The 12283-nt window shown below is 71.5% G+C and carries 12 protein-coding genes; 3 read left to right on the forward strand and 9 right to left on the reverse strand.

Features of this window, described 5'->3' with window-relative positions:
• Positions 1 to 85: 85 nt before the first annotated feature.
• Positions 86 to 1060, reverse strand: a complete 975-nt coding sequence (dhaK, locus tag ACZ6SA_RS45780) for a dihydroxyacetone kinase subunit DhaK (RefSeq protein ID WP_347642896.1) — start codon at positions 1058 to 1060, stop codon at positions 86 to 88.
• A gap of 159 nt (positions 1061 to 1219) precedes the next feature.
• Between dhaK and ACZ6SA_RS45785 the strand changes: the two genes are divergently transcribed.
• A complete protein-coding gene (locus ACZ6SA_RS45785) occupies positions 1220 to 1966 on the forward strand; it encodes a lysophospholipid acyltransferase family protein (RefSeq protein ID WP_347642897.1) in 747 nt (248 codons plus the stop codon).
• Between the two features lie 44 nt (positions 1967 to 2010).
• Here ACZ6SA_RS45785 and ACZ6SA_RS45790 read toward each other — a convergent pair whose 3' ends face one another.
• Together ACZ6SA_RS45790 and ACZ6SA_RS45795 are read right to left on the reverse strand one after the other, a co-directional pair.
• The gene (locus ACZ6SA_RS45790) at positions 2011 to 2817 is read right to left on the reverse strand and encodes a serine/threonine-protein kinase (protein ID WP_347642898.1); all 807 of its coding nucleotides are present in this window, start codon (positions 2815 to 2817) and stop codon (positions 2011 to 2013) included.
• A 56-nt stretch (positions 2818 to 2873) separates the two neighbouring features.
• A complete protein-coding gene (locus ACZ6SA_RS45795; RefSeq protein ID WP_465835515.1) occupies positions 2874 to 4121 on the reverse strand; it encodes an MFS transporter in 1248 nt (415 codons plus the stop codon).
• Positions 4122 to 4186: 65 nt separating this feature from the next.
• Between ACZ6SA_RS45795 and ACZ6SA_RS45800 the strand changes: the two genes are divergently transcribed.
• Entirely contained in the window at positions 4187 to 4798 is a 612-nt protein-coding gene (locus tag ACZ6SA_RS45800) for an ArsR/SmtB family transcription factor (RefSeq protein ID WP_465835517.1), read from the forward strand.
• 46 nt (positions 4799 to 4844) lie between these two features.
• Here the strand turns inward: ACZ6SA_RS45800 and ACZ6SA_RS45805 are convergent, their stop codons facing one another.
• From ACZ6SA_RS45805 to ACZ6SA_RS45820, 4 genes are all read right to left on the reverse strand, one after another.
• Complete coding sequence (locus tag ACZ6SA_RS45805; RefSeq protein WP_347642901.1) at positions 4845 to 5468, reverse strand: DJ-1/PfpI family protein; 624 nt, start codon at positions 5466 to 5468, stop codon at positions 4845 to 4847.
• 2 nt (positions 5469 to 5470) lie between these two features.
• Positions 5471 to 6430 carry a GlxA family transcriptional regulator gene (locus tag ACZ6SA_RS45810; RefSeq protein WP_443151630.1) on the reverse strand — a complete coding sequence of 320 codons (960 nt, stop codon included), beginning with the start codon at positions 6428 to 6430 and terminating at the stop codon, positions 5471 to 5473.
• A 128-nt stretch (positions 6431 to 6558) separates the two neighbouring features.
• On the reverse strand, positions 6559 to 8184 hold the full coding sequence (pruA, locus tag ACZ6SA_RS45815; RefSeq protein ID WP_347642904.1) for an L-glutamate gamma-semialdehyde dehydrogenase: 1626 nt from the start codon (positions 8182 to 8184) through the stop codon (positions 6559 to 6561).
• Entirely contained in the window at positions 8184 to 9101 is a 918-nt protein-coding gene (locus tag ACZ6SA_RS45820; protein ID WP_465835520.1) for a proline dehydrogenase family protein, read from the reverse strand. The genes pruA and ACZ6SA_RS45820 overlap by 1 nt, the downstream gene beginning before the upstream one ends.
• A gap of 75 nt (positions 9102 to 9176) precedes the next feature.
• On the opposite strand from ACZ6SA_RS45820, the gene ACZ6SA_RS45825 reads away from it, so the two are divergent.
• Complete coding sequence (locus ACZ6SA_RS45825) at positions 9177 to 10244, forward strand: PucR family transcriptional regulator (protein WP_347642906.1); 1068 nt, start codon at positions 9177 to 9179, stop codon at positions 10242 to 10244.
• On the opposite strand, the gene ACZ6SA_RS45830 is transcribed toward ACZ6SA_RS45825, so the two are convergent.
• Together ACZ6SA_RS45830 and ACZ6SA_RS45835 are read right to left on the reverse strand one after the other, a co-directional pair.
• Positions 10229 to 10948: a glycoside hydrolase family 16 protein gene (locus tag ACZ6SA_RS45830; protein WP_465835522.1), complete on the reverse strand. Its 720-nt coding sequence runs from the start codon at positions 10946 to 10948 to the stop codon at positions 10229 to 10231. The two genes, ACZ6SA_RS45825 and ACZ6SA_RS45830, sit on opposite strands and share 16 nt — an antisense overlap.
• A 147-nt stretch (positions 10949 to 11095) precedes the next feature.
• Entirely contained in the window at positions 11096 to 12199 is a 1104-nt protein-coding gene (locus ACZ6SA_RS45835; RefSeq protein WP_347642908.1) for a glycosyltransferase, read from the reverse strand.
• Positions 12200 to 12283 lie beyond the last annotated feature (84 nt).

A 12283-nucleotide genomic window follows, 5' to 3' on the forward strand; every position in this document is an offset into this window, starting at 1 on the left:
CGGGGGAGCCCGCGCTCCCTCCCTTCAAGAGGTGTCCTGGCGGATCGGGTCGTCGCGCGCTGCGCTCCGGCGCGGACCGGAGACGTCACCATCGCAGGCCAGGCGTGTCGACTGGGGCGTCCCACAGGCGGGTCAGCGTGTCGTCGAGCCGGCAGACGGTGACGGAGAAGCCCTGCATGTCGAGGCTCGTCACATAGTTGCCGACCAGCGACCGTGAGATCCGCGCTCCCTTGCCCTGGACGTACGCCGCCACCTCCGCGAAGACCACGTACAGCTCCATGAGGGGCGTGCCGCCCATGCCGTTGACCATGACGAGCAGGTCGCCCTGCAACGGCAGGTCGCCGTGGATCGCGTCCATGGCGGTGGCCGCCAGCTCGCGGGCCGGCGCCATCGGCACCCTGGCCCTGCCGGGCTCGCCGTGGATGCCGATGCCCAGCTCCACGTCCGTCTCCGGCAGGTCGAACGTCGGCTTGCCCGCGTGCGGCGTCGTGCACGAGGTCAGCGCGATGCCGAAGGACCTGCTGCGTTCGTCGACCGCGCCGGCCACGGCGGCCACGTCGTTCAGCGGCGCGCCCTCCTCGGCCAGCGCCCCCGCGATCTTCTCGACGAACAGGGTCGCGCCGGTGCCGCGGCGGCCCGCCGTGTAGAGGGAGTCCTGGACTGCCACGTCGTCGTCGACCAGCACGCTGGCCACCTCGACGTCCTCGGCCAGCTCGGCGGCCATCTCGAAGTTGAGCACGTCGCCGGTGTAGTTCTTGACGATGTGCAGCACGCCGGCGCCGCCGTCCACGGCCCTGGTCGCCTCGATGATCTGGTCGGGCACCGGTGAGGTGAAGATCTCGCCGGGGCAGGCCGCGTCGAGCATGCCGTACCCGACGAAACCGGCGTGCAGCGGCTCATGCCCCGACCCGCCGCCCGACACCAGGCCGACCTTCCCCGGGCGCGGGCCATCGGCCCGGTAGACCACCTGGTCGCGGATCCGCAGCGTGGGATGGGCCGCGGCCATGCCCTTCAGCGCGTCCTCGACGACGGAGTCCGCCGCGTTGATGAGCTTCTTCATGGTGTGTACATCTGCCCGTTTTGACCACCACGCAAGCGTCGGAGCTGGACGGAGGCCGCCCACGCGAGCACGGGCGCCCGGGCCGCGGCCAGGAGGGGCGCCACCCGCGCCCCGGGTCCCGACTACCGTGAGACCCGCCCGAACAGCTACCTTCTGGTCATGGCTGAGATCGTGTACCCGCCGGTGATCGCCGCCGCGCGGACCCTCTTTCGTGTGCTCGACATCCGCTTCCACATGGAGGGGACCGAACACGTGCCGCAGACGGGGGGAGCTGTGCTGGTGAGCAACCACATCAGCTACCTCGACTTCATCTTCGCCGGGTTCGCCGCGCTGCCGTCGAAGCGGCTGGTGCGCTTCATGGCCAAGCAGGACGTGTTCGAGCACCGGATCTCCGGCCCGCTGATGCGGGGCATGCACCACATCCCCGTCGACCGGGGGGCGGGTGCGGGCTCGTACGCGACGGCGCTGCGCATGCTCAAGGCCGGTGAGATCGTGGGCGTCTTCGCGGAGGCCACGATCAGCCGGTCGTTCACCGTCAAAGAGATCAAGAACGGCGCGATCCGGATGGCCCAGGCGACCAACGTGCCGGTGATCCCGGTGGCGCTGTGGGGCAGCCAGCGGTTGTGGACCAAGGGGCGGCCGAAGAAGCTCCTGCAGCGGCATGTGCCGCTCACCATCCTGGTGGGCGAGCCGATGCACCCCAAACGCGGCGAGAACGTCAACGATCACGTGACGGACCTGCACACGCGGTTGTCGGAGCTGGTCGACCGCGCGCAGCGCACCTATCCGGAGGTGCCGCAGGGCGTGTGGTGGCAGCCCGCCCATCTCGGCGGCACCGCGCCGACCCCCGAGGAGGCGGCGGCCATGGACGCGGCCGAGGCGGAGGCCCGGGTCAAGAAGGACTGACCGCCGACGCGCGAGACCCCCGCCCGGTGATCGGAGCGGGGGCGTCAGATGGCTGCTTGGTAGGCGCTGGCGCGCATGCCCGCCAATAAACCCGCCGTCTGCTCCAGGGTGTAGCGGCGCACGGGGTCGTGGTGGAGCAGCCCTTCGATCAGCGGGCGCATCACGCCCGCCCGTCGCGGCGGCGGATAGGGGCCGCTGCGGGCCATGCCGAGCACGGTCGCCGCGTCCTGCCCCGGATAGGGAGGCTGGCCCTCGACGGCGCTGTAGAGGGTGGCGCCGAAGGACCACATGTCGGCCTCCTTGCTGGCCGGGCCGCCGTGCAGCCGCTCGGGCGCCATGAACGCGGGCGTGCCGCGCAGGCGCCGCGACGTCGTCATGCGGATGTCGCCCTCGGCGGTCGCTATGCCGAAGTCGGTCAGCACCACCCGGTCACCGGTCAGCATGACGTTGGCCGGCTTCACGTCGCGGTGCAGCACGCCGGCCTGGTGGGCGGTGCGCAGCGCGGCGAGCAGGTGCTGGCCGATGGCCGCCACCGACTGCGCGGGCAGCGTGCCCACCTGGGAGAGCAACTGGTGCAACGAGAGCCCGTCGAGATATTCCATCACGATCCAGAGCTTGCCGCCCTCCTCGATCAGGTCGTGCACCGTGACGATGTTGGGGTGCGTCAGCCCGGCAGCCATCCTGGCCTCACGCAGCACCCGGCGGCGCACCATCTCGGCCTCGCCGGCCAAGGTCAGCTCCTTAAGCGCCACCGTACGGTGGAGGAGCTGATCGAACGCGCGCCAGACGACGCCCATACCCCCACGACCGGCCTCCTCGTTCAGGAGGTACCGTCCGCCGATCTCCCGCATACCATCCCCTCAAGCTCGGGGACAATCATGTCACCTCAACACAGGCCTTTGGGTGCCTAACGTGATCTGGATATGTCGGAATGTGCGGGTGTGCTGGTCAACGGCCTGGAAATTCGATCCGACACAGCGCGCCACACCAGCCCGACCGCTGCCAGACACACGCAGGCGGCGCCCACCAGGACAGCCCCGACGCCCGCGAGCTCGGCCACGACGCCGCCCAGCGCCGCTCCGAGGGGCATCCCGCCCATGCCGACGAGCCGGTAGGCCGAATTGACCCGTCCGAGCAGCTCCGCAGGGATCAGCCGCTGCCGGGTCGAGATCACCAGGACGTTGCCCGCCGCGCCCACCAGGCCCCACAGGACGGCGGTCGGGTAGAGCGCCCAGGGGGAGGGGACGAGCACGGGCACCAGGAGCATCAGGCTGCTGATGAGCCACGCGCCCACGAGTGTCCCGACCTCCCCGAAAAGCCCCGCCGCGCGACCCGACAGCAGCCCTCCGAAGATCGCGCCCACGGCGAACGCCGTCGTCATCAGGCCGTATTCGCCCGGCTCCAGCCCCATCATCGAGCCGTCGCCGACCGCCCACAGGACGAACACCCCGAAGTAGCCGGCGTTGGCGAGGTTGAGCAGGCCCGCCGAGATCGCCAGGCTCCGCAGGATCTTGTGGGCCCACAGATAGCGCAGCGCCTCGCCGATGTCATGCCGCAGCGGCCGCTTCGCGGGCGTGGGGAGCGCCAGGTAGGCCCCCCGCATGCCGAGCAGGAGCAGGCCCGCGGCGGCGTAGAGCAGGGCGGGGGCGCCGAAGAGGGCGGCGGGCGCCACCGTGACGAGCAGGCCCGCCAGCGGGGCGCCCGCGAATTCGTTGCCGATCATCTGGGCGCTGGACACCCGGCCGTTCGCCCTGGTCAGGTGGTGGCTCGGCACGGTCATGGGCAGGATCGACTGCGCCGAGGTGTCGGCGAACACCTCGGTGACGCCGGCCAGCAGCAGCGCGGCCAGCATGACCGGCAGGCTCAGCCGGCCGAGCACCGCCGCAACGGTCACGGCGGCGAGGATGGCGGCGCGGGCGGCGTTGGCGACGACCATGATGCGGCGGCGGTCGAAGCGGTCGGCGATCGCGCCGGCGTGCAGCGCCAGCAGCAGCCACGGCGCCGTCGCCGCGGCCCCGACCAGCGACACCAGCACGGGGGAGCGGGTCATCGACACGGCCAGCAGCGGGGCGCCGACCTTCATCAGGCCGTCGGCCAGGTTGGACAGCGCGGTGGACGACCACAGATATCCGAACGAACGCCCAAGACCCGCCATGGTTCACTCCGGTAGGGTGTAAGGAAAAGTGTGCATGGAAATCTTTGCAAAGATAGGCTTGCATGGTGACGAGAGGCAAGAGCTATTCCGCCCGCACGCTCGACGCGAACGCGCTGAAGTCGTTCGCTCACCCGCTGCGCCTGCGGATCTACGAGCTGCTCGACGAGCACGGGCCGTCGACGGCCACCAAGCTCTCCGCCCTGATCGGGCACAACACCGGCGCGACGAGCTACCACCTGAGAGAGCTGGCCAGGCACGGCATGATCGAAGTGGCGCCCGAGATGGGGCGCGGCAAGGAGAAATACTGGCGCATCACGCCCGGCGGCTTCTCCTTCGGCGACCCGCCCGCCGATCCCGAGGCGGCGAGCGCGATGGAGTTCCTGCTCGACGACCTCGTCCGCCAGCGCGGTGCGGAGCTGGCCCGGTGGCGGCAGCAGGAGGCGGCGGCGCCCGAGGAGTGGGTGCGGGCGAGCGCCTTCGGGCGGCGGTCGCTCCAGCTCACGCCGGAGGAGACCATGAGGCTGAAGGACGAGGTGTACGCCGTCCTGGAGCGCTATCGGGCGCTGTCCGACGGTAAGGCCGACGCGTCACCGGACACCTCGTCGGAGCCGGCGTCGGGCCGCGTGGTCGTGCACTTCGACGTGCTCCCGCTGGGGGCGGGCGAGGAGGGCGCATGACGCGGGCGCCGTCCTCCCCATGGGGACGACGGCGCCCGCGCGCAGATCAGGCGAGGAGGCGGAGCGCGCGCTCGGCCAGCCCCTCCGGCGCCGTCTTCGGCGAGCCGCTCGTGAAGGGCGGCTGCGGATCGTACTCGATCACCAGCTGCACGCTCTGCGCGGTCTGCTCATCCGTGGCCTGCGCCAGCAGCGTCAGCGCCATGTCGATCCCCGCGGACACCCCGGCCGCGGTCACGATCTTGCCTTCCGTGACCACACGCTCGCTGACCGGCTGGGCGCCGACCTGCTTGAGGTAGTCGAGCAGGGCCCAGTGCGTGGTCGCCTTCAGCCCCTCCAGCAGCCCCGCCGCGCCCAGGAGGAGCGAGCCGCTGCACACCGAGGTCGTCCACATGGTGTGCTCGTGCGCCTGCCGGATCCAGCCGGTCAGCGCGGTGTCGCCCATCACGTCCAGGGTGCCGAGGCCGCCGGGGACGACGATCACGTCGGGCCGGGGCATGTCGGCGTAGGAGGCCGTGGCGGCCAGCGTGAGCGTGCCCTGGTCGTCGGTGACGGGGCCGGGCTCCTCCGCGACGAACGTGACCGTCCAGCCCGGCGCGAAGGCCATCACGGTGTACGGTCCGACCGCGTCCAGCGCGGTGAAACGGGGATAGAGCGGGATGGCCACCTGCATGGTCAACTCTCCTTCGACTGGAACCGGCGACGGTGGTCGCCGGGTGAGATCCGCCAGTGGCGGCGGAAGACGCGGTAGAGCGTCTCCGGCGTCCCGAGCCCCGACTCCCTGGCCACCGTGGCCAGCGGGTGACCGGTCACCTCCAGGAGCCGCCTGGCGGCGTCGGCCCGGCTGCGCTCGACGTACCGGCCGGGTGAAAGGCCCGTCTGCTCGGTGAAGACGCGGGAGAAGTGGCGCTCGGACATGCCGGCGAGTGCGGCGAGCGCGGCCACGCTGAGGTCGGCCGCGGGGTTGGCGTCGATGTGGGCCTGCAGTTCCCTGATCGGCTCGCTGCGCGGCGTCATGGCCCGCATCGGCGTGCTGAACTGGCTCTGCCCCCCCGGCCGGTGCAGGTACACCACGAGCCCGCGGGCGACGTCGCGGGCCAGCTCGTGGCCGTGGTCCCTGGCCACCAGCGCCAGCGCGAGGTCCACGCCGGACAGGACGCCCGCGGACGTCCAGACGTGGCCGTCCTCGATGTAGAGCGGATCGGGGTCCACCTCGACGCACGCGTAGCGGGCCGCGAGCTCGTCCGCGGCCAGCCAGTGCGTGGTGGCCCGCCGGTGGTCCAGCAGCCCGGCCTCGGCCAGCACGAACGCGCCGTTGCAGACGGAGGCGACCCGCCGGGCGGAGCCGGCCAGCCGCGCGACCTGCGCGACCAGCTCGCCGTCCGCGATCTGCTCGGGCACCGACCACCCGCCCGCCACCAGCAGCGTGTCGACCGGCCCCTCGACCTCGCCGAGCGGCGCGGCCACGACGGTGACGCCGTTTCCCGCCGGCACGGAGCCGCCGCCCACGGCCACCACCTCGACCCGGTAGGCGCCGCGCGCGATCAGGGCCGCGGTCGCGAACACGTCGGCGGGCCCGGCCATGTCGAGCAGCTGGAAGCCGGGAAAGACCACCACCAGGATGCGTCGCTGCATGCCTTCATGCTGGTCGCGCGGGCACGGTGGCGTCAACGACACATCCATTGCAGATCACGCCATCCGTCCGGCTCCCGCACGACGAACGCCCCCGGCACACGCGGTGGCCGGGGGCGTTCTGGGGACGATCAGCCCATGTGCGGATAGCGGTGGTCGGTCGGCGGGACGAACGTCTCCTTGATCGTGCGGACGTTCGCCCAGCGGATCAGGTTGAAGATCGAGCCCGCCTTGTCGTTGGTGCCCGAGGCGCGCGCGCCGCCGAACGGCTGCTGGCCGACGATGGAGCCCGTCGGCTTGTCGTTGACGTAGAAGTTGCCCGCCGCGAAGCGCAGCCGGTCGCCGGCCGCCTTGATGGCGTAGCGGTCCTGGGCGATGACCGCCCCGGTCAGCGCGTACGGGGCGATGCCCTCCATCTGGTCGAGCACCGCGTCGAAGTCGCCGTCGTCGTAGACGTGCACGCCGAGGATCGGCCCGAAGTACTCCTTGACGAAGATCTCGTCCGCCGGGTCGGCGCACTCCATGATGGTCGGCTTCACGAAATAGCCGACGGAGTCGTCGTACGAGCCGGTCAGCACGTCGATGGTCGACGACGCCCTGGCCCGGTCGATGGCCTCCTTGTGCTTGGCGAAGGCCCGCCCGTCGATGACCGCGCCCATGAACGTCGACAGGTCGCTCGCCACGTCGCCCACGCTCAGCGACTCGGCCACGGAGACGAAGTCGTCGCGCATGCGGTTCCAGACCGAGCGCGGCACGTACGCCCGCGAGGCGGCCGAGCACTTCTGCCCCTGGTATTCGAAGGCGCCCCTGATCAGCGCCGTCGAGACCACCTCAGGGTCGGCCGACGGGTGGGCGAGCACGAAGTCCTTGCCGCCGGTCTCGCCGACGATGCGCGGATAGCCGTGGTAGGAGGCGATGTTGGCCCCGATCGTGCGCCACAGGTGCTGGAACGTGCCGGTCGAGCCGGTGAAGTGGATGCCCGCCAGCGCGGGGTGGGCGAGCGCCACCTCGGAGACCGCCTGGCCGTTGCCGGTGACGAGGTTGATCACGCCCGGCGGGAGCCCCGCGGCCTCCAGCAGCCGCATCGTGTAGTGGGCCGCGAGCTGCTGGGTGGGCGACGGCTTCCAGACGACGACATTGCCCATCAGGGCGGCCGACGTCGGCAGGTTTCCCGCGATGGCGGTGAAGTTGAACGGCGTGATCGCCAGCACGAAGCCTTCGAGCGGGCGGTACTCCATCCGGTTCCACACGCCGGGCGAGGAGTTCGGCTGCTGGGCGTAGAGCTGCCGCGCGTAGGACACGTTGAACCGCAGGAAGTCGATCAGCTCGCAGGCGGCGTCGATCTCCGCCTGCTGCACCGACTTCGACTGGCCCAGGATGGTCGCCCCGTTGATCGTGGCCCGCCACGGCCCCGCCAGCAGGTCGGCGGCCTTCAGGAAGATCGCGGCCCGCTCGTCGAACGGCAGCGCCTGCCAGGCGGGCGCCGCCCGCAACGCGCTGTCGACGGCGTCCTGCACGTCCTGAGCCGTAGCGTCGTTGGTACGGCCCAGGACGTGGGCGTGGTTGTGCGGCTGCACCACGTCGATGGGGGCGCCGCCGCCGAGGCGCTGCTCGCCTCCGATGGTCATGGTCAGGTCGATCTGCGACCCGGCCAGCTCCTTGATGCGGTCCTCCAGCGTGGTCCGCTCGGCGCTGCCGGGCGCGTAGCCGTACACCCGCTCGTTGGCGGGGACGGGGACGTTGCTGATGGCATCCATTACTTACCCCCAAGGGCGCGAAGGAAGAAGGCGACGTTGGCCGGGCGCTCCGCGAGACGGCGCATGAAATAGCCGTACCAGTCGTCGCCGTAGGGCACGTACACGCGGACCGTGTGGCCGGCCCCCGCCAGGGCCTCCTGCAGGTCGGTCCTGATTCCGTAGAGCATCTGGAACTCGTGGTCGCCGATCGTCCGCCCGAACCGGTCGGCGAGCAGCTCCGTGATCGCGATCATGCGATCGTCGTGCGTCGCCACCATGGGGTAACCCTTCCCCGCCATGAGGATGCGCAGGCATCGTACGTACGCTTTGTCCACGGTGGTCCTGCCCTGGTGGGCGACAGAGGCGGGCTCGCGGTAGGCGCCCTTGACCAGGCGTACCCGGGAACCCTCCGAGGAGAGGTCGAGGCAGTCCTGCTCGCTGCGGAACAGGTAGGCCTGGATCGCCACGCCCGTCGAAGGATGGTCCTCGCGCAGCTTGCGCAGGACGGCCAGGGTGGAGTCGACGGTGGTGTGGTCCTCCATGTCGAGCGTGACGGCCGAGCCGGTGACCGCGGCGGCGGCGCAGATCTCGCGAGCGTGCTCCAGCGCCATGGTCTCGTCGAGCCGCTGCCCGAGCGCCGACAACTTCACCGACACCTCGCCCCTCGCGCCGAGTTCCAGCGGCCTGATCGCGCGGAGCAGGGTGAGATAGGCGTCCGTGGTGGCGGCCGCGGCCCGCGCGTCGCGCGTCTCCTCGCCGAGATGGTCGACGGTCACGGCGAGCCCGGTGTCGCGCAGCCGTTCGACCGTGTCGCGAGCCTCCTCGACACCCTCCCCGGCGACGAACCTCCCGACCACTCTCCTGGTGAGCGGGAAGCCCGACACGCCGCGGCGGACGGCACCGCTCCTGGAGGCGGTGAGCAGCAGTTGACGGAGCATGCGTCCAGTCTAAAAACCCAGCTCAGCGGGGGCCATCGACGCGCGTAACGCCGGATGTGGCAGGCTGTCATACACATGCACAAATCGGCAGACCTGCAAGAGATCGTCGACGAGATCGCCGCCAGGCTGGGGGCGTCGGCGACGCTGGAGGACCGCTCGTTCCGGCTGCTGGCCTACGGCGCGCAGCACGGCGCCATCGACACGGTCCGCCAGGAGTCGATCCTGCGCAGGCGCGCGACGGGCGAGGTGCGCGACTACTTCGAGCGCTACGGCATCGCCGGGGCCGACGGCCCGGTCAGGATCCCCGCGGACGCCGAGCTGCAGGTCCTGGCGAGGGTCTGCTGGCCGCTGCGCCACCGCGGCGTCACCTACGGCTACCTGTGGCTGCTCGACTCGGGCGAGCTGGGCGACGCGCCCCTGCACGCCGTCGCGCCGCTCGTCGCCAGGGCGGCCGCCGTGCTCGCCCAGGAGGCCAGGAGCCGGCAGGACATCGGGCGCGGGCTGCTCGGCCTGTTCTCGCCCGATCCCGAGGAGCGTGCCGAGGCCGCCATCGAGGTTCCAGGGCCGGTCGCGGCCGTCGCCGTACGCGAGTCGGACGAGCGCGTGGCCGCCCTCTGGACGTTGCCGCGCGGCGTGCTCGCCCGCGCCGGCTCACCCGTCGCCCTGCTCGCCCCCGCGCACCTCGCGGGCGAGGTCGCGCAGACCCTCCAGAGCGCGTACGGCACCGCGGCCGGCATCGGGGGGCCACGGAACGACCCGGGCGAGGCCTGGCTGAGCTGGCGCGAGGCCCGCCATGCCCTGCGCATCGCCGAGCACTTCCCCCGCCACGCGCCCGTCGCCCGGTGGGAGGACCTCGGCGTGCACCGCCTGCTGGCCCGGCTCGGCCCGTCGGACCTGCGCGAGCTGGCGGCCGAGACCGCGGCACTCGACGGGGAGCTGGCCCACACCGTGGAGGCCTATCTCGACCACGGCGGCCACGCCCAGAAGACCGCCGCCGAGCTCGGCATCCACCGCCAGACGCTCTACTACCGGCTGGGCAAGGCCGAGCGCCTCACTCACAAGGACCTGTCGGACGGCGACGACCGCCTGGCCGTGCACCTCGGTCTCAAGGCCGCCAGGCTGAGCGGTCAGGACGCCCGGTAGACCTTCACCCAGTCGACGTACATCGACACGGTGCGGGGCGTGGAGGAGTCGCGGCAGCGGGGCTCGCACACCACGTCGTTCTGCAGCGCCAGGCCCATGCGGCGGCCGCTGGGCACGTGCGCGCCGCGGTAGTCCCAGTACTTCTCGCCGTCCAGCCAGACCGTCAGCCGGCCGGGCAGCCAGTCGACCGCCACCGTGTGCCACTTGGTGAAGTCGGCCTTCAGCGTCTTGCGCGCCCGGCTGTGCCCCTCGTGCACGAAGATGCCGCCGCCCTGCCGCTTCGGGTCGACGATCTCGGCGAAGTCGACCTCGGCGTAGCCGCCGCCCTCACCCTGCCGTGTCGGCCACAGCAGCGCCACCGGCGTGTACCCGGCGCCCGCCTCGGCCTTGAACCTGACCTCCCACCGGCCGTACTCCTGCGCGAGCCGGGTGGCCACGCCGCCCGACAGGTCCTTGCCGCCGTACATGCCGCCCTTGAGGCGCAGCACGCCGTTCGAGACGGACGCGGCCTTGCCGGTGCGGGGGTTCCGCTCGGCCCCGGGGGAGTGGTAGATCATCCACTTCTTGGTGTTGATCGACGAGCCGTCGAAGTTCTCCACGAGGACCGGGTCGCCCCAGCCCGTCGTCTGTGCCTGCGCGGTCTGGGGGAGGGCGGCGACGCATGCGAGCGCCGCGGCCGCCAAGATCGGACTGCGTTGGGACATGCGCTCCATCGAAGCAAAGATTTCACTCTGATAACACCCCATCCGTCACATCAGCCAGTTTCGTCACAAGGACCAGCAGACCGGTCACAGAGCTCCGGACATGGTGCCGGCAGGCGGCTTGCGCCGCCTGCCGGAGTGATGGGGGCGTCAGGCGCAGGCCGCCTCGTAGACGCGTACCAGCTCCTGGCTGACCCGCTCCCAGGAGTAGCGCGAGCGCGCCCGGTCGGCCCCCGCGTAGCCGAGCGCGGTCCGCAACGTCGGGTCCCACAGCAGCTCGCGGGCCAGGCGCGCGGTGCGCGCCGGCTGGTCGGGCGGGACCAGCAGGCCGGTGACGCCGTCGACGATGGAGTCCAGGTGTGCGCCGACGGCCGAGGCGATCACCGGCACGCCGCAGGCCATCGCCTCCAGGGCGACGATCCCCGTGACGGCCTCCCGCGGCACCGACACCACGGCGTCCGCGCTGCGCATCAGCTTCGGTACGGAGGTCCGCTTCACCTGGCCGAGGAGCGTGACCCGGTCGGCCACGCCGAGCTGCTCGGCCAGGTCCCGCAGGCGCTGCGCGTCCTGGTCGGTCTCCAGCTCCTCGGGTTCGGGGCCGCCGGCGATGACCAGCTCCACGTCGCCGAGACCCTGCAGCGCCCGCACGATGGTGTGCGCGCCGCGTTCGGTCGAGAGGGGGCCGACGTGCAGGAGCCGCTTGCGCGAGCCCTTCGTGGCGACCGCGCCGCGACGCTGGAAACGTTCGGTGTCGATGCCGTAGGGGACGATGGCGATGTTGTGGCGGGGGACCCCGAGCCGGATCAGCGCCGACTCCTCGTCGCCCGAGCCGGCGATGACCGCCTTGGCCCGGCGGCCCAGCGCCCGCTCCAGCTTCTGGTGGGCGGCGTCGACCGTGTGGAACGTCTGCGTGACCGGCACGTCAAGCCCCTTGGCGCCCGCCACGGCGGCCAGGCCGCTGGTCCACGAGTGGGCATGGATGATGTCGGGCCTGTCCTGGCGCCAGCGCTTCATCAGGTGGGCCCCGACGTCGTTGAGGTAGGGAACGACGTCGTCCGCGGAAAGATCACGGGCCGGTCCCACGTCGATGTGCTCCAGCGTGACTCCCGGGGCCACCCGCGTCCTGGGCTTGCCCTCGGCGTCGTCACGGCGGGCGTAGATCGTGACGTGGTGTTCGCGCCCCAGCTCACGTGCCACCGACAGGATGCGGTGCTGCTGGTTTCCGTTGGACGAAGCGACGATCGCGATATTCATGGCACACCCCAGCGTGGAAAAGCTTCAAAGGTGTGCCTGCGTCTTAGGCACGTCGTTCTGCACCGACCATACCCAGCTTTGGCG

It is taken from the genome of Nonomuraea sp. NPDC049378, from assembly GCF_055586745.1.